Below are 15,461 nucleotides of genomic sequence, written 5' to 3' on the forward strand. Positions count from 1 at the left end.
GTCAATCAGAGACCTGAACCATTCTCGATACCGTTCAGGCGGTCAGCTCGTCGGTCCTTCCTGCGCCTTTTTTGGCCAGTAGCCCCTGCTGCGCGGCCGCTTGCGCGGACGGTCGTGGCCCGCGGTGTTGCCGGGCATCCACGCTTCCGCTGCGCTCTTCGGCATGGCAGTGACGCCCTGCCCCGCCACCCCGCGCGCCAACGGCGCCAGGTGCCGCAGCGCGCGCGCGTAGACGCCGCGCTTGAACATCACCACATGCTCCACCGGGTACCAGAAATCCACCCAGCGCCAGTGGTCGAACTCCGGCGAATCGGTATGGTCCAGGCACACATGGGATTCGTCACCGGTCAGGCGCAGCAGGAACCAGACCTGCTTCTGGCCGATGCAGACCTGCCGTTCATTGCGGCGGACCGCCCGCGCCGGCAGCTTGTAGCGCAGCCAGCCGGGCGTTGCCCCCAGCACTTCCACGTGCTCAGGCAGCAGGCCGGTCTCTTCCTGCAGTTCGCGATACATGGCCTCGACGGGCGTCTCGTCGGTGTTCATCCCACCCTGCGGGAACTGCCAGCCATCCCGGCGCACGCGTCGTGCCCAGAACACCTGCCCGTCCTGCCGCATCAGCACGATGCCGACGTTCGGTCGATAGCCGTCCGGATCGATCACGATGCGGACTCCTAAAAAAATCTACTGGTCAGGACTATCCCACGCCGCCTGTCAGGCGACAAGCGCGGCACAAATGTGTTGACAGTCCCACGGCGTATCAGCAGAATAGCGGGCTCACCAAGGCTATGTAGCTCAGCCGGTTAGAGCACAGCACTCATAATGCTGGGGTCGGTGGTTCGAGTCCACCCATAGCCACCATGCTGAAGTTGTTTTTCAGCGTGAAAAGTGAGAAAATAGTTACACGATACATTGCCCCGTCGCCAAGCGGTAAGGCACCTGACTCTGACTCAGGCATTCGGTGGTTCGAATCCATCCGGGGCAGCCAAATTGAACGCAGAAGGCCAGATCGAAAGATCTGGCCTTCTGCGTTTCTGGGCTCCGCGGGGGCTCCCCTCCAGAGAGAACCCCGGGGTTGTTCGCAGGAATGGGCCCTGACCCCACCCTCTCCAATGCACAACCCCGAAACGGCAAAAGCCCGGCGGAAGCCGGGCTTTTGCTTTTCCAACCAGCGGGCTCCCGGAGGAGCCCAGCCAGGCGCAGTGGATCAGCGCTTGGAGAACTGGGTGGCGCGACGGGCCTTGTGCAGACCGACCTTCTTACGCTCGACTTCACGGGCGTCACGGGTCATGAAGCCAGCCTTGCGCAGCTCGGACTTCAGGGTTTCGTCATACTCGACCAGCGCACGGGCGATGCCCAGACGGATCGCACCGGCCTGGCCGGTGGTGCCGCCGCCGGTGGCGGTGACCAGGATGTCGAAGCTTTCGGTGTTCTTGGTCAGCTCGAGCGGCTGGCGCACGATCATGCGCGCGGTCTCACGACCGAAGAACTCGTCCAGCGGACGGCCATTGACGGTGATGTTGCCCGAACCCTTGCGCAGGAACACGCGAGCGGTGGAGGACTTGCGGCGGCCAGTGCCGTAGTTTTGAGTGATAGCCATGATTAGATATCCAGAACCTGCGGCTGCTGTGCGGCGTGCGGATGCTCAGTGCCGGCGTAGACCTTGAGCTTGCGGTACATCTGGCGACCCAGCGGGCCCTTCGGCAGCATGCCCTTCACGGCGATCTCGATCACGCGCTCCGGGTGGCGCTCCAGCGCCTGGGCCAGGGACTCGGTCTTCAGGTTGCCGATGTAACCGGTGAAACGGTGATACATCTTGTCCTGCAGCTTCTTGCCGGTGACGGCAATCTTTTCTGCATTGATGACGACCAGGTAGTCGCCGGTATCAACGTGCGGGGTGTAGACCGGCTTGTGCTTGCCACGCAGACGGCGGGCCAGCTCGGTGGCGAGACGGCCCAGGGTCTTGCCCTCGGCGTCGACGAGGTACCAGTCGCGCTGGACGGTCTCGTTCTTGGCAGTGAAAGTGCTCATGAAGAACTCTAGGTTAGGTCGGGCTCATTGCGGCGAAGGACTCGCCGGAACTCTGCCACGCGTTGTGAAAGGTGAAGCGCAAGAGGCGGGATTGTACGCAGGTCCAGGCCCCGGCGCAAGCCGCCCCCTGTCCCGGGTTGGCAGGGGCGCGGGCGCGGGCGAGAATCGGCGGGTCTCCCGCCCCACCGTATCGCCATGACCGTGCTCCGCCAGACCACCCCGCTGGACCACCTGCTGACCGAAGCCCAGCGCGCCCTGGACACGGTGTTCGGCAACCCGCCGGCCAGCCGCCCCTATCCGGCGGTGGACACTGACGAGCCGGGCATGGACGCCCGCCAGCGCCGCCATGCGGCCGGGCTGATGCGGATCAACCACGTCGGCGAGGTCTGCGCGCAGGGCCTGTATTTCGGCCAGGCCGCCGTGGCCCGCGACCCGGCCACCCGCGAGCATCTGCTGGAGGCAGCGCAGGAGGAAACCGACCACCTGGCGTGGTGTGCCACCCGCCTGGCCGAACTGGACAGCCGGCCGAGCCTGTTCAACCCGCTCTGGTACGCAGGCAGTTACACCATCGGCACCCTGGCCGGGCTGCGCGGTGATGGCTGGAACCTGGGTTTTGTGGTCGAGACCGAACGCCAGGTCGAGGCCCACCTGGATGAGCATCTGGTCGATCTCCCGGCCGCCGACCTGCGCAGCCGCGCGGTCATCGAAGTGATGAAGCAGGACGAGGCCCGGCATGCGGACCATGCCGAGCAGGCCGGCGCCCGCCGCCTGCCCTTCCCGATTCCGGGGGCGATGGCGCTGGCCTCGAAGGTGATGAAGACCATCGCGTACCGCCTCTGAACGGCCGCCGCGCATGGCCCGGCGCTGCCGGCAACGCGGCATCGGACGCCTCGGCGCCGGCTCAGTTCGGCGACACCAGCTTCAGGCCGATCACACCGGCGACGATCAGGCCCACGCAGGCCAGGCGGGCCGGTGAAGCACTGTCGTTGAACAGGTAGATGCCCAGCACTGCCACGCCCATGGCCCCGATGCCGGTCCAGATGGCATAGGCCGTGCCGACCGGAATGCTCTTCATGGCCTGGCTCATCAGGTACAGGCTGATCAGCGCGGAAACGACCGTGGCGGCCGTGGGCAGCGGCTTGCTGAAGCCTTCGGAGTACTTCATTCCAAGCGCGAAGCCGATCTCGAACAGGCCGGCCAGCAGCAGGTAGATCCAGGGCATGGGTGGGGGTCCTTACCTAGTGGTTGAAAAACGAAACGGCCCGGTGTCTTCACACCGGGCCGTAGGTCGGTACATCGCCGTGGAACTATGAATTGCGCAGCACGCAGGTTCCACGGGGCGGGTCGTCCCGCCTGGGTGACGATGCCTGCCGGCATCGCACAGGGGTGTTACTCGGACAGGTTGCGACCGTGGAACAGCTCTTCGATCTCGCGCTTGAGCAGCGCCTCGATCTTCATGCGTTCCTTGAACGACAGGTTCCTGGCCTTTTCCTCGAACAGGTACTGATCCAGGTCGAAGTCCTTCAGGTGCATCTTCGTGTGGAAGATGTTCTCCTGGTAGACGTTGACGTCGAACATCTCGTAACGCGACTTGATGTTCTTGGCCAGGAAGTTCTGGATCGAATTGATCTTGTGATCGATGAAGTGCTTCTTGCCCTTCACATCGCGGGTGAAGCCACGGACGCGGTAGTCCATGATCACGATGTCCGATTCCAGGCTCTCGATCAGGTAGTTCAGGGCCTTCAGCGGCGAAATGACGCCACAGGTGGCCACGTCGATGTCCGCGCGGAACGTCGCGATGCCTTCCTGCGGATGGGTTTCCGGGTAGGTATGGACGGTGATGTGGCTCTTGTCCATGTGCGCGACCACGGCGTCGGAGATCAGCTCCTTGCCCGCCAGCTTCTTGTCGATCACCGGCTCTTCGGAGATCAGGATGGTCACCGAGGCACCCTGCGGATCGTAGTCCTGGCGGGCCACGTTCAGGATGTTGGCGCCGATGATCTCGGCGACATCGGTCAAGATTTGAGTCAGCCTGTCGGCGTTGTACTCTTCATCGATGTATTCAATGTAACGCTGACGCTCCTCTTCGGTGCGCGCGTAACACACGTCATAGATGTTGAAGCTCAGCGCCTTGGTGAGGTTGTTGAAACCCTGCAACCTCAGGCGAGGCAACGGCTTGACCACGGCGGTCGATTCCTGTGTAAGAAGAGAAAGGGTGAATTATGGGGCAAACCGCCCCCGGGGGGAACGTGAAGACGCAAGAGTTCTGGCACACTGTTTGCCCTTAACAATTGCGCTGGTTAAGCTCCGCTATCGACCCCGTGAATCCGTTCATGCGCAGAGGGAGCGCCCCTATCGTGTCAACCGTGCGCCTAGCTAGCAGTCCACTGGCCCTGGATATCGCAACAATCGATCGTTTCCTGGCGCACAGCCACAGGCGGCGATATCCCACCCGGACCGACGTCTTCCGACCAGGAGACCCGGCGGGAACCCTGTATTACGTCATCAGCGGCTCGGTTTCGATCATGGCCGAGGAAGATGACGATCGTGAGCTGGTGCTGGGCTACTTCGGTGCCGGCGAGTTCGTCGGCGAGATGGGCCTGTTCGTGGAATCGGACCGCCGCGAAGTGATCCTGCGGACCCGCACCGCCTGCGAGCTGGCCGAGATCAGCTACGAGCGCCTGCATCAGCTGTTCCTTGGCCCGCTGTCGGCCGACGCTCCGCGCCTGCTGTACGCGCTGGGCCAGCAGATCTCCAAGCGTCTGCTCGACACCAGCCGCAAGGCCAGCCGCCTGGCGTTCCTGGACGTCACCGACCGCATCGTGCGCACCCTGCACGATCTGGCCCAGGAGCCGGAGGCGATGAGCCACCCGCAGGGCAGCCAGCTGCGCGTTTCGCGGCAGGAACTGGCGCGCCTGGTCGGCTGCTCGCGTGAGATGGCCGGCCGCGTGCTGAAGAAGCTGCAGACCGACGGGCTGCTGCATGCCCGCGGCAAGACCGTGGTGCTTTACGGCACCCGTTGAGCGTTGAGCACCCGGTGGGTGCGGACCTTGGTCCGCACTCCTTCGCGCGCTAGGCTCGGTGCATGGAACTGAGCAGCGAATTCTGGTGGTTCATCCTCATCGGCCTCGGTGCGCAGCTGGTCGATGGAGCGCTGGGCATGGCCTTCGGCCTGGTTTCCTCATCGGTGATGCTGAGCATGGGATTGCCGCCGGCGCAGGTAAGCGCCAGCATCCACACCGCCGAAGTGTTCACCACCGGCGCCTCCGGTGTGTCGCATCTTGCGGCTGGCAATGTCGATAAACGCCTGTTCGTGCGCTTGGCGCTGCCCGGCGCGATCGGGGGTGCGATCGGTGCCTATGTACTCGCCCAACTGCCCGGCGATTTCATCCGCCCGTTGATCTACCTGTACCTGCTGGTGCTTGCCATCGTCATCCTGGCCCGTGCTGCCGGGCGCTGGATGCCCAGCGGCGAGATCCGCCGCGTGCCGGTTCTGGGCTTCTTCGCCGGCCTTCTGGACGCCAGCGGCGGCGGTGGCTGGGGCCCGATCGCCACGTCCACCCTGCTGGCGCGTGGTGGCCAGGCCCGTACCACCATCGGCACGGTCAACGCAGCCGAGTTCGTGGTCACCCTGACCATCTCGGCCACCTTCCTGCTGTCGATGGGGGTGCAGCACCTGCAGATCGTCGCCGGGCTGCTGATCGGCGGCATGATGGCCGCGCCGGTGGCTGCGATCCTGGTCAAGCGGGTCAAGGAACGCTGGGTACTGGTCGCGGTTGGCGTGCTGGTACTGGGCATCAGCCTGTTCCAGATCGGCCACGCGGTGACCGGGTACCTGGCGCGCTGACCGCGCCCCGCGCCCGCCGGGCATGGCCCGGCGCTACCGGATGGCTTGCGGATTCGCCGGGCATGGCCCCGCGCTGCGGGATGGCGTGCAATGGCACGGCGCCATCGGGCGGCAAGGGGTAGCGCCGGGCCATGCCCGGCGGGCCCGGTGGATCAGGCCTTGTCGCCGCCGCGGTCGACGCAGCCCCAGTTGAGGATGCGGGTGCCCGCCGGCAGTACGCTGCGGAAGAACGCCACCTTGCCCGGCTTCGGGTTGACCACCACCGGCGCCTTCGCCGCCAGCAGCAGCGGCAGATCCGCAGTGCTGTCGGAGTAGGCAATGTCAATGTCGCCGTAGCCACGTTCACGCAGCATGCGCATCTTCTCTTCGTTGTGGCAGTGACGGGTCGGCCCCACCCCTCCCAGGCGCGGCCCGACCTCCGTGCCGATGACCGGCACGTCCTGGTGCGCAACGAAGGCCAGGATCGCGCGGGCCAGTTCGGGCGGGGCGCCCGTGGCCACCACCACGCGATCCCCCTTTGCACGGTGCGCGGCGAACACCTCCAGCGCCTGCGGCAGCAGCTTGGCGCGCATCTGCGCCTCGTTCCTGATCACGTAGGCGTCGATCACCCGGTTGAACTCGCGCGCACGATGCAGGCCGAAGCTGCCGATCCACACGTAGATCGAAATGCCGGCACGGCGGGTCGGCAGCATCGCCACCATCGGCCCGGCGATCGGGGTGACCAGCAGCGCCGCGAGCATGCGCAACGGGTTGCGCTTGATCAGCGAGGCGAACAGGTGCGTGCCCGAATCACCGTCGTACAGGGTGTGATCGAAGTCGAAGACCACCAGCGGCGCATCCGCGCGTGGCGTCGGGTAATGCGTTTTCATGCCGCGAAGAATAGCTGACGCAGGCCCTCGCCCGGCTCTTCCACGCGCATGAAGGCCTCGCCGACCAGGAACGCGTGGATGCCGGCATCACGCATCAGCGCCACGTCCTGGGGCCCGAGGATGCCGCTCTCGGTCACCAGCAGGCGGTCGCGCGGCACGGCCAGGCGCATGTCCAGGGTGGTCTGCAGCGAGACCTCGAAGGTGCGCAGGTTGCGGTTGTTGATGCCGATCATCGGCGCCGGCACCTGCAGCGCACGCTCCAGCTCGTCGATGTCGTGCACTTCCACCAGCACGTCCATGCCCAGCGACAGTGCCAGTTCCGACAGCGTGGCCAGCTGGGTATCGTCCAGCGCCGCCACGATCAGCAGGATGCAGTCAGCGCCCAGCACGCGCGCCTCGTACACCTGGTAGGCATCGATCACGAAGTCCTTGCGCAGCACCGGCAGCGTGCAGGCCTCGCGGGCCTGCTGCAGGTAGGCGTCGGCGCCCTGGAAGAAATCCACGTCGGTCAGCACCGACAGGCAGCTGGCACCACCGAACTCGTAGCTGACCGCGATGTCGGCCGGGCGGAAATCCGGGCGGATCACGCCTTTGGAGGGGCTGGCCTTCTTCACTTCGGCGATCACCGCGGGGTCGCCGTTGGCCACGGCGGCCTGCAGCGCACGCACGAAACCACGCACCGGCGGGGCGCCGGCCAGGGCGGCCTGCAGCTCCTCGAGCGGGCGCTGGGCGCGGCGCTGGGCTACTTCTTCGGCCTTGCGGGCCAGGATCGTCTGCAGGATGTCGCTCATCGTCTTCGGTTCGGTGCGGGGGCGGTGAGGACGGCCATTATCGGCCATCGACGGGGTCAGGCTGAACCACGCGCTCAGGCAACCAGCGCGCGGGTGGTCTCAACATACTGCTGCAGGCGCTGGCGGGCGCTGCCATTGGCGATGGCGGCGCGGGCACGGGCCAGGCCGTCACCGATGTCACTGGCCACGCCGGCCACGTACAGCGCGGCGCCGGCATTGAGCGCGACGATGTCCAGCGCCGGGCCGGGCGCGTTGTCCAGCACCGCGCGCAGCAGGGCAATGGACTGCTCCGGGCCATCCACGCGCAGGTTGCGGCTGGCCGACATGGCGATGCCGAAGTCCTCCGGGTGGATCTCGTACTCGCGCACCTTGCCGTCGCGCAATTCGCCGACCAGGGTGCCGGCGCCCAGCGAGATCTCGTCCATGTTGTCGCGGCCCCAGACCACCATGGCGCGCTCGGTACCCAGTTCGCGCAGCACGCGCGCCTGGATGCCCACCAGATCGGGGTGGAACACGCCCATCAGCACCGACGGTGCGCTGGCCGGATTGGTGAGCGGGCCGAGGATGTTGAAGATGGTGCGCACGCCCATCTCGCGGCGCACCGGCGCCACCACCTTCATCGACGGGTGGTGGATCGGCGCGAACATGAAACCGATCCCGGTCCGCTCGATGGCCGCGGCCACCTGCTCCGGCTGCAGCTCGATCACCGCGCCCAGCGCCTCCAGCGCGTCGGCGCTGCCGGACTTGGACGACACGCTGCGGTTGCCATGCTTGGCCACGCGCGCGCCGGCAGCCGCCGCGACGAACATCGCGCAGGTGGAGATGTTGAAGGTATGCGAACCATCCCCCCCCGTGCCGACGATATCGACCAGGTTGGAGGTATCGGCCACCGGCACCGGCCGGGCGAATTCACGCATCACGGTGGCCGCCGCGGCGATTTCGTCCACGGTCTCCTTCTTCACGCGCAGGCCGGTGAGGATGGCCGCCGTCATCATCGGCGAAACATCGCCGCGCATGATCTGCCGCATCAGGTCGACCATCTCGTCGAAGAAGATCTCGCGGTGCTCGATGGTGCGGTGCAGGGCTTCCTGGGGGGAGAAGCTCATCGGGATTGCTCCTTGGACTCAGGCGGCCGGTCGCTGCAGGAAATTGCGCAGCAGGGCGTGGCCGTGTTCGGTGAGGATGGATTCGGGGTGGAACTGCACGCCTTCCACCGGGAAGTGGCGATGGCGCAGGCCCATGATCTCTTCGATCGAGCCGTCGTCGTTCTCGGTCCAGGCGGTCACTTCCAGCACATCGGGCAGGCTGTTCTTGTCCACCACCAGCGAGTGGTAACGGGTAGCCTGGTAGCGGTCCGGCAGGCCGGCGAAGACGCCCTTGCCTTCATGGCGGATCGGCGAAGTCTTGCCGTGCATGATGTTGCCCGCGCGGATCACCGTGCCGCCATAGACCTGGCCGATGCCCTGGTGGCCCAGGCAGACACCGAGAATCGGCGTGGTCGGGCCCAGGCGTTCGATCAGCTGCAGCGACACACCCGCTTCGTTGGGCGTGCACGGGCCGGGCGAGATGACGATGCGCTCGGGCTTCTGCGCGGCGATCTCATCCACGCTCATTGCATCGTTGCGCACCACCTTCACCTCGGCACCCAGCGTCTGCAGGTACTGCACGAGGTTGTAGGTGAAGCTGTCGTAGTTGTCGATCATCCACAACATGGTCGGGTTCCGTCGCTTATCGGGAGTGGGCGTACACGTGGGTGCCGCACAGGGAGAGGGCCAGGTACAGCGGAAGGTGCCGCAGCGCAGGCCACGGCGCAGGGTGCCTTACAGGCCCTTGGCGGCCTGGGCGACGGCGCGGAACAGCGCGCGGCCCTTGTTCATCGTCTCGTCCCATTCCTTGTCCGGGTCCGAGTCGTAGACGATGCCGGCGCCGGCCTGCACGTACAGGCGGCCGTCCTTGATCACCGCGGTACGGATCGCGATCGCGGTATCGGCATCGCCGTGCCAACCGATGTAGCCGATGCTGCCGGCGTACACGTTGCGCTTGATCGGCTCCAGTTCGCGGATCACTTCCAGCGCGCGGATCTTCGGTGCGCCGCTGACGGTGCCGGCCGGGAAGGTGGCGCGCAGCACGTCGGCATAGCTAAGGCCCGGCTGCAGCTGCCCGGTCACCTCGCTGACGATGTGCATGACGTGGCTGTAGCGTTCAATCACGAACTGCTCGCCCACTTCCACCGTGCCGGCCTTTGATACGCGACCGGCATCGTTGCGGCCGAGATCGATCAGCATCAGGTGCTCGGCACGTTCTTTCGGATCGGCCAGCAGCTCGGCTTCCAGTGCCAGGTCCTGCTCGACGGTGGCGCCGCGCGGACGCGTGCCGGCGATCGGGCGTACGGTGACTTCGCCGTCCTGCAGCCGCACCAGGATTTCCGGCGAGGAGCCAACCACCTGCAGGTCGCCGACATCCAGGAAATACATGTACGGCGACGGGTTCAATGCGCGCAGCGCGCGGTACACGTCCACCGGGCGTGCGTTGAACGGCACGCTCAGGCGCTGGCTGAGCACCACCTGGAAGATATCGCCGGCGCGGATGTATTCCTTGCTGCGCTGGACCGCATCGACGAAGCCATCGCGGGTGAAACCGGAGACGAAATCGGATTCATCCAGCACATCGCTGTTGAGCGGTGCGGGATAGCCGGCACCCGGTGCACGCAGCTTTGCGGTGAGCGCATCCAGGCGCGCCTGCGCCTGCTCGAACGCGCCGTGGACGCGCGGGTCCGCGTGCACGATCAGGTACAGGCGGCCCTTGAGATTGTCGAATACCGCCAGCTCGTTGGAGTGCAGCAGCAGGATGTCCGGCGTGCCCAGTTCATCGCGGCCGGCCGGCGGTGCCAGGCGCGGCTCGATATAGCCGATGCACTCGAAACCGAACCAGCCGACCAGGCCACCGGTGAAGCCCGGCAGGCCCTCCAGCTTCGGCACCGAGTGGGCGCTGCGCAGCGCCTCGACTTCGGCAAACGGGTCGGCCACCTCGCGGGTTTCCACCACCTGGCCGTCTTCGCGCACGGTCAGCGTATGGCCATGGAAGGCATACACGCGGCGCGCCGGCAGGCCAATGATCGAGTAACGACCAAAGCGTTCGCCGCCTTCGACGGATTCAAACAGGTAGGTATTGGGGCCGTCGGCGAGCTTCAGATAGACCGAAAGCGGCGTGTCCAGGTCGGACAGCACTTCGCGGACAACGGGAATGTGGGTGTGGCCTTCAGCGGCCTGCAGCTGAAACTGAGCGTGCGAGTTCAAGACGACTTTCCTTCCGGGACACAGCGTTATGGGGGCGGACGACGGCAACGGGCCACCATCGCCACCAACGGCGTGCGGAAGAAAGGGTATGCGGGGTCGTCAGGCTGGACACCCCTTGACTGTATCGCAGCTTGGACGGGAGTGGAACCCCGCAGCGCCAGGCGTGGCAGCCACCTTACGTGGCCAGCAGCGGGCAATCGGCCGGCAGATGCATACGCACCCGGCCAGCCACGCAGTCGATGCGGAACCGTCGCGCCTGCACGGGCTCACCGTCCAGGTTCAGGGTCAGTGGCTGCGCCGACTCGAGCTGCAGCCAGGGCAGCCGGACGCGGGTGGCCACCCGTTCCAGCGCCGCTTCCTTGCCACCTGTCAGCATCTGCCCCAGCGTCGACGCCACCTCCCCCTCCAGTTCGGGTACGACGGTGACATCCAGCAGGCCGTCATCGATCAGTGCCTGTGGGCACAGCTGCTGGCCACCACCGGCCTGCCGGCCGTTGCCGATCCCCAGCGCGATGAAGCCGCCCTCCCAGGCGAAGTCCGGGCCCTGCAGACGCGCGGTGATCGGCTCGATCCGCCCCAGCTTGGCGATGCCGGTGATCACGTAGGCCAGGCCGCCGAGCATCTTCTTCAGGCCGGCATCGGTTTCCACGGTGACCTGCGTGCCGAAACCGCCACTGGCCAGGTTGGCGCACCACCAGGACGTGCCATCGGCATCCACGCGCAGCAGATCGATGGCATGTGCCGTGGTCTGCCCGATCAGCGCGAGCGCGGCCTCCGGCTCGGTCGGAAGGTTCGCCGAGGTGGCGAAGTCATTGGCGGTGCCCATCGGGACCAACGCCAGCGAAGGCAGGGCATCGGCGGATTCATCGCGGTGGGCCAGCGTTTCGGCTACCGCACTGAGCGTGCCGTCGCCGCCTGCCGCCACGATCACGTCTACCCCGTGGTCGATGGCCTCGGCCACGTAACGCTCGGCGTCACCTTCCTCCCAGGTCACCCGTACCTCCAGCTGCACGCCCCGCTCCCGCCACTGGCGCACCGCGTCGCGCAGCTCGTCATTGCCTGCGGACTTGCCGTTGAGGACCAGGCGCCAGCGCGGTGCGGTCATGCGGGGATTCCGGTGTGGGGTGGCACAGGCTAGCAACGCACCGTTTGCCGGCAGTGAATGTCACATGCGTGTCATTCAGCTCCCGGAGAATGGAAGGCCATAGCAGGGACGACGGATGGAGGCAGGATCAGCCTCCCACGCATGCAGCAAGGCCACGCCAACGATGGGCGTGGCCTTTTTTTTGAAGTCGCACCCGGGCGCGATCGTCAGCCGTTGGCGAAATCGTGCAGCGCCTGGCCCTGCAGCCGGTATACGGTCCACTCATCCTGTGGTTTCGCGCCCGCTGCGGTGTAGAACTCGATGGCCGGCGTGTTCCAGTCCAACACCGACCATTCGAAGCGACCGCAGCCTTCGGCGACCGCCTGCCGCGCGATGTATTTCAGCAGCGCCTTGCCAGCGCCCGCGCCCCGCTGCTGCGGGCTGACATACAGGTCTTCCAGGTAGATGCCCTTGCGGCCCAGCCAGGTGGAGTAGTTGTAGAAATACACCGCATAGCCGATGGCCTCGCCATCGGCTTCACAGATCAGCGCGCGGGCAGTTGCGTCGGGACCGAACAGGCTTTCGGCGATGCCGATCTCGTCGGTCTGCACCGAATGCTCGGCCCGCTCATAGATGGCCAGCTCACGGATGAAGCGCAGGATCAGGCCCGCGTCGGCGGCAGTGGCCGGGCGGATGTTCAACACGGCCACCGTGCTCATGCCTCAGCCCCGCGCCGCAGCGACGTTGGCGCGCATCTGCGCGATCACATCCTGGTAAGGGGTCTTGGCATTGAAGATGGCCGAGCCGGCGACGAAGGTGTCGGCGCCCGCAGCCGCGATCTCGCCGATGTTGTCGGCCTTCACGCCACCGTCGATTTCCAGGCGGATGTCCTTGCCGCTGGCATCGATCTTCCGGCGGACCACGCGCAGCTTGTCCAGCGCCGAAGGAATGAAGGCCTGGCCGCCGAATCCCGGGTTGACCGACATCAGCAGCACCAGGTCCAGGTCATCCAGCACCCAGTCGAGGATGTCCACCGGCGTGGCCGGGTTCAGCACGATGCCCGGCTTGCAGCCCAGCGAACGGATCAGCTGGATCGTGCGGTGCACGTGGCGGCTGGCCTCCGGATGGAAGCTGATGTAGGTGGCACCGGCTTCGGCGAAGTCCGGGATGATGCGGTCCACCGGCTCGACCATCAGGTGCACGTCGATCGGCGCGGTCACGCCGTGCTTGCGCAGTGCCTGGCAGACCATCGGGCCGATGGTCAGGTTGGGTACGTAATGGTTGTCCATCACGTCGAAGTGGACCCAGTCCGCACCGGCGGCCAGGACGTTGTCGACTTCCTCGCCGAGGCGGGCGAAATCGGCGGACAGGATGGAGGGGGCGATGAGGCAGTGGGACATGGCCGGGCCTTGCAACGAGGGGAAAGGGGTCAGCGCTTGCGCAGGGTCTTGATGCGGTCGTAGGCGGCGTTGATGCGCCGCGACTTCTGCTCGGCCTGCTGCTGCAGCTCGGGGGCGGCGCCGCCAAGCTTGTCCGGGTGGTACTGCGAGATCAGCTTGCGGTAGGCGCGCTCGACCTCGGCATCGGTGGCCTCGGAGGTCAGCCCCAGCTCCCGGTACGGGTTCTCCTTGTTCAGGCGGAACCAATCCGAATCAAAGGCATGGCCGATCAGCAGGCCGACCACCGCGCCGAACAGCGGATTGGGCCGGAACAGCAGGGCGCCGGCGATGAATCCGAGCAGTTTTCCGTACCAGCGCATGGCGCTCCGGGGTCGACCGACGAAATGGGCGCTCATTTTACGTCACAGCGGGCCCGGACGGCTTTACACTAGGCCGCCCGCTGGTCAGCGGGCCCGCCGGGTCCGTTGGGCAGCCGTATCGACAACGCCCCAGGAGTGCCCGTGCCAACCACGCTGTTGCAATCCGATCTCCCCGGCCTGCCCTTGCGCCACCGCGGCAAGGTGCGTGATGTGTTCGATATCCCGCGCGAGCGGCTGCCTGCAGGGACCCCGCCGGGCGACTACCTGCTGATGGTCGCCACCGATCGCCTGTCGGCGTTCGACGTGGTGCTGCCCGACCCGATCCCCGGCAAGGGCGAAATGCTCTGCCAGGTCTCCAATTTCTGGTTCGCCAAGACCGCGCACCTGATGCCCAATCACCTGACCGGCATCGACGTGGCCAGCGTGCTGCCTGAAGGCGTGGACCCGGCGCTGTACGCCCGGCGCGCCGTGGTCACCCGCAAGCTGAAGCCGGTGCCGGTGGAAGCGATCGCCCGCGGCTACCTGATCGGCAGCGGCTGGAAGGACTACCAGCGCACCGGCAAGGTCAGCGGCATCGACCTGCCCGATGGGCTGCGCCAGGCTGAGCAGCTGCCCGAACCGATCTTTACCCCCTCGACCAAGGCCGCGGTGGGCGACCATGACGAGAACATCGATTTCGATGCGATGGTGCGGCAGGTCGGCGCCGAACTGGCCGAGCGCGTGCGCGATGCCACCCTGCGCATCTACAAGTTCGCCGCCGATTACGCCCGCGAGCGCGGCATCATCCTGGCCGACACCAAGTTCGAGTTCGGCACCGATGCCGACGGCCGCCTGTACATCATGGACGAGATGCTGACGCCGGATTCATCGCGTTACTGGCCGGCCGACGAGTACGAAGTGGGCACCAGCCCGCCCAGCTACGACAAGCAGTTCGTGCGCGATTACCTGGAGACGCTGGACTGGGGCAAGACCGCCCCGGGCCCGAACATCCCGGCGGAGATCATCGAGCGCACCCGCGCCAAGTACGCCGAGGCGCTGCAGCGTTTGGCCGGGATCAGCGTCGACTGATCCCCTGCGCCCCCCGGTCGCAGCGACCGGGGGCGTCGTGCCCGGCAGCGCCCAGGGTGGCGCTGTGCGAAGGCGCCCGGGAGTATGCTGTCGGCCTCACCGGAGGAAGCGAAGAAGCATGCAGACCACCACCGAGCTCGCGCGGCCGATCGACCGCTACTTCGCCAGCTACTCCGACGATCACCGCAATACGATCAACCAGCGCATCCACGTGGTCGCGGTACCGGCCATCCTGTGGTCGGCCGTGGCCCTGCTGTGGTGCCTGCCCCCCCTGATCACCTGGTTCCAGTACGGCATCTGGTCGGCGTTCGCGATGTTCAGTGCCTGGTGCTTCTACAACAAGCTGTCGCGTCCGCTGGGCATCGGCATGCTCATCCAGTTCTTCGTGTTCGGCTGCCTGTGCCGCCTGCTGGAGGCCGAGATCGGCCTGCACAACCTGTTCTGGCTGGCGGTGACGGTGTTCGTGGTGGCCTGGATCGCGCAGTTCATCGGGCACAAGTTCGAGGGCCGCAAGCCCAGCTTCCTGACCGACCTGACCTACCTGCTGATCGGCCCGGCCTGGGTGATGGCCAAGCTCTATCGCAGGCTCGACTGGCGTTACTGACACGCCTCCGGGCGGGCGTCACCCTCGCTTCCTGAACGGGCGGATTTCCTCACCTGCGGTCCACCGCCGGCCTGCCAGCCTGCACGCTCTGCCCCTCTGGCGGGGCGCCTGCCGC

19 protein-coding genes and 2 tRNA genes are annotated in these 15,461 nt (G+C 66.3%); 7 read left to right on the forward strand and 14 right to left on the reverse strand.

From position 1 onward, the window contains the following. Window positions 1-42: 42 nt before the first annotated feature. On the reverse strand, window positions 43-660 hold the full coding sequence (locus ABE543_RS03960; RefSeq protein WP_053515586.1) for an RNA pyrophosphohydrolase: 618 nt from the start codon (window positions 658-660) through the stop codon (window positions 43-45). Between the two features lie 121 nt (window positions 661-781). Between ABE543_RS03960 and ABE543_RS03965 the strand changes: the two genes are divergently transcribed. Both ABE543_RS03965 and ABE543_RS03970 read left to right on the forward strand, forming a co-directional pair. Beyond that, window positions 782-858 (forward strand) — tRNA-Met (locus ABE543_RS03965). Window positions 859-910: 52 nt separating this feature from the next. Beyond that, window positions 911-985, forward strand: a tRNA-Gln gene (locus tag ABE543_RS03970). A gap of 219 nt (window positions 986-1,204) precedes the next feature. On the opposite strand, the gene rpsI is transcribed toward ABE543_RS03970, so the two are convergent. After that, on the reverse strand, window positions 1,205-1,597 hold the full coding sequence (gene rpsI / locus ABE543_RS03975; protein WP_053515585.1) for a 30S ribosomal protein S9: 393 nt from the start codon (window positions 1,595-1,597) through the stop codon (window positions 1,205-1,207). Between the two features lie 2 nt (window positions 1,598-1,599). Continuing rightward, entirely contained in the window at window positions 1,600-2,028 is a 429-nt protein-coding gene (rplM, locus tag ABE543_RS03980; protein WP_005414692.1) for a 50S ribosomal protein L13, read from the reverse strand. A 195-nt stretch (window positions 2,029-2,223) separates the two neighbouring features. Between rplM and coq7 the strand changes: the two genes are divergently transcribed. Further along, window positions 2,224-2,868, forward strand: coding sequence for a 2-polyprenyl-3-methyl-6-methoxy-1,4-benzoquinone monooxygenase (coq7, locus tag ABE543_RS03985; protein WP_053515583.1), 645 nt, complete (start codon window positions 2,224-2,226; stop codon window positions 2,866-2,868). Window positions 2,869-2,929: 61 nt separating this feature from the next. Here coq7 and sugE read toward each other — a convergent pair whose 3' ends face one another. Together sugE and speD are read right to left on the reverse strand one after the other, a co-directional pair. Next, window positions 2,930-3,250, reverse strand: coding sequence for a quaternary ammonium compound efflux SMR transporter SugE (gene sugE / locus ABE543_RS03990; RefSeq protein WP_005411314.1), 321 nt, complete (start codon window positions 3,248-3,250; stop codon window positions 2,930-2,932). Window positions 3,251-3,417: 167 nt separating this feature from the next. Next, the gene (gene speD, locus ABE543_RS03995; RefSeq protein ID WP_019661504.1) at window positions 3,418-4,212 is read right to left on the reverse strand and encodes an adenosylmethionine decarboxylase; all 795 of its coding nucleotides are present in this window, start codon (window positions 4,210-4,212) and stop codon (window positions 3,418-3,420) included. A 149-nt stretch (window positions 4,213-4,361) separates the two neighbouring features. Here speD and crp point away from each other — a divergent pair, with 149 nt between their 5' ends. After that, window positions 4,362-5,051, forward strand: coding sequence for a cAMP-activated global transcriptional regulator CRP (crp, locus tag ABE543_RS04000; RefSeq protein ID WP_010482649.1), 690 nt, complete (start codon window positions 4,362-4,364; stop codon window positions 5,049-5,051). A 62-nt stretch (window positions 5,052-5,113) separates the two neighbouring features. After that, on the forward strand, window positions 5,114-5,875 hold the full coding sequence (locus ABE543_RS04005; protein WP_065181533.1) for a sulfite exporter TauE/SafE family protein: 762 nt from the start codon (window positions 5,114-5,116) through the stop codon (window positions 5,873-5,875). Window positions 5,876-6,027: 152 nt separating this feature from the next. Here ABE543_RS04005 and ABE543_RS04010 read toward each other — a convergent pair whose 3' ends face one another. The 9 genes from ABE543_RS04010 to ABE543_RS04050 form a co-directional block, all read right to left on the reverse strand. Further along, window positions 6,028-6,744, reverse strand: coding sequence for a haloacid dehalogenase-like hydrolase (locus ABE543_RS04010; protein WP_053515578.1), 717 nt, complete (start codon window positions 6,742-6,744; stop codon window positions 6,028-6,030). Next, window positions 6,741-7,535 carry an indole-3-glycerol phosphate synthase TrpC gene (gene trpC, locus ABE543_RS04015; protein WP_065174378.1) on the reverse strand — a complete coding sequence of 265 codons (795 nt, stop codon included), beginning with the start codon at window positions 7,533-7,535 and terminating at the stop codon, window positions 6,741-6,743. Before trpC ends, ABE543_RS04010 begins: the two co-directional genes overlap by 4 nt. A gap of 74 nt (window positions 7,536-7,609) precedes the next feature. Next, a complete protein-coding gene (trpD, locus tag ABE543_RS04020) occupies window positions 7,610-8,641 on the reverse strand; it encodes an anthranilate phosphoribosyltransferase (RefSeq protein WP_253119300.1) in 1,032 nt (343 codons plus the stop codon). A gap of 18 nt (window positions 8,642-8,659) precedes the next feature. After that, window positions 8,660-9,247 (reverse strand): aminodeoxychorismate/anthranilate synthase component II, encoded by a 588-nt coding sequence (locus ABE543_RS04025; RefSeq protein ID WP_065181530.1) that lies wholly within the window; start codon window positions 9,245-9,247, stop codon window positions 8,660-8,662. Between the two features lie 108 nt (window positions 9,248-9,355). Next, complete coding sequence (trpE, locus tag ABE543_RS04030) at window positions 9,356-10,831, reverse strand: anthranilate synthase component I (protein ID WP_111186826.1); 1,476 nt, start codon at window positions 10,829-10,831, stop codon at window positions 9,356-9,358. Between the two features lie 175 nt (window positions 10,832-11,006). Next, complete coding sequence (gene yegS / locus ABE543_RS04035) at window positions 11,007-11,936, reverse strand: lipid kinase YegS (RefSeq protein ID WP_197572651.1); 930 nt, start codon at window positions 11,934-11,936, stop codon at window positions 11,007-11,009. Between the two features lie 206 nt (window positions 11,937-12,142). Then, window positions 12,143-12,625: a GNAT family N-acetyltransferase gene (locus ABE543_RS04040; protein WP_065174518.1), complete on the reverse strand. Its 483-nt coding sequence runs from the start codon at window positions 12,623-12,625 to the stop codon at window positions 12,143-12,145. A gap of 12 nt (window positions 12,626-12,637) precedes the next feature. Beyond that, window positions 12,638-13,315, reverse strand: a complete 678-nt coding sequence (gene rpe / locus ABE543_RS04045) for a ribulose-phosphate 3-epimerase (RefSeq protein ID WP_053515561.1) — start codon at window positions 13,313-13,315, stop codon at window positions 12,638-12,640. A 29-nt stretch (window positions 13,316-13,344) separates the two neighbouring features. Then, window positions 13,345-13,674 carry a DnaJ domain-containing protein gene (locus ABE543_RS04050; RefSeq protein WP_005411327.1) on the reverse strand — a complete coding sequence of 110 codons (330 nt, stop codon included), beginning with the start codon at window positions 13,672-13,674 and terminating at the stop codon, window positions 13,345-13,347. A 141-nt stretch (window positions 13,675-13,815) separates the two neighbouring features. Between ABE543_RS04050 and ABE543_RS04055 the strand changes: the two genes are divergently transcribed. Beyond that, window positions 13,816-14,742 carry a phosphoribosylaminoimidazolesuccinocarboxamide synthase gene (locus ABE543_RS04055; RefSeq protein WP_053515559.1) on the forward strand — a complete coding sequence of 309 codons (927 nt, stop codon included), beginning with the start codon at window positions 13,816-13,818 and terminating at the stop codon, window positions 14,740-14,742. A gap of 118 nt (window positions 14,743-14,860) precedes the next feature. Further along, window positions 14,861-15,346, forward strand: a complete 486-nt coding sequence (locus tag ABE543_RS04060; RefSeq protein WP_053515557.1) for an Mpo1-like protein — start codon at window positions 14,861-14,863, stop codon at window positions 15,344-15,346. The last annotated feature ends 115 nt before the right edge of the window (window positions 15,347-15,461 follow it).

This window comes from Stenotrophomonas sp. TWI169 (genome assembly GCF_039674705.1).
GTDB classification, from domain to species: Bacteria; Pseudomonadota; Gammaproteobacteria; order Xanthomonadales; family Xanthomonadaceae; genus Stenotrophomonas; species Stenotrophomonas maltophilia_P.

Coding starts and splice junctions, on each gene's coding strand:
- rpsI (WP_053515585.1), bottom strand. CDS start 1,597: ATGGCTATCACTCAAAACTACGGCACTGGCCGCCGCAAGTCCTCCACC.
- rplM (WP_005414692.1), bottom strand. CDS start 2,028: ATGAGCACTTTCACTGCCAAGAACGAGACCGTCCAGCGCGACTGGTAC.
- coq7 (WP_053515583.1), top strand. CDS start 2,224: ATGACCGTGCTCCGCCAGACCACCCCGCTGGACCACCTGCTGACCGAA.
- sugE (WP_005411314.1), bottom strand. CDS start 3,250: ATGCCCTGGATCTACCTGCTGCTGGCCGGCCTGTTCGAGATCGGCTTC.
- crp (WP_010482649.1), top strand. CDS start 4,362: ATGCGCAGAGGGAGCGCCCCTATCGTGTCAACCGTGCGCCTAGCTAGC.
- ABE543_RS04005 (WP_065181533.1), top strand. CDS start 5,114: ATGGAACTGAGCAGCGAATTCTGGTGGTTCATCCTCATCGGCCTCGGT.
- ABE543_RS04010 (WP_053515578.1), bottom strand. CDS start 6,744: ATGAAAACGCATTACCCGACGCCACGCGCGGATGCGCCGCTGGTGGTC.
- trpC (WP_065174378.1), bottom strand. CDS start 7,535: ATGAGCGACATCCTGCAGACGATCCTGGCCCGCAAGGCCGAAGAAGTA.
- trpD (WP_253119300.1), bottom strand. CDS start 8,641: ATGAGCTTCTCCCCCCAGGAAGCCCTGCACCGCACCATCGAGCACCGC.
- ABE543_RS04025 (WP_065181530.1), bottom strand. CDS start 9,247: ATGTTGTGGATGATCGACAACTACGACAGCTTCACCTACAACCTCGTG.
- yegS (WP_197572651.1), bottom strand. CDS start 11,936: ATGACCGCACCGCGCTGGCGCCTGGTCCTCAACGGCAAGTCCGCAGGC.
- rpe (WP_053515561.1), bottom strand. CDS start 13,315: ATGTCCCACTGCCTCATCGCCCCCTCCATCCTGTCCGCCGATTTCGCC.
- ABE543_RS04050 (WP_005411327.1), bottom strand. CDS start 13,674: ATGCGCTGGTACGGAAAACTGCTCGGATTCATCGCCGGCGCCCTGCTG.
- ABE543_RS04060 (WP_053515557.1), top strand. CDS start 14,861: ATGCAGACCACCACCGAGCTCGCGCGGCCGATCGACCGCTACTTCGCC.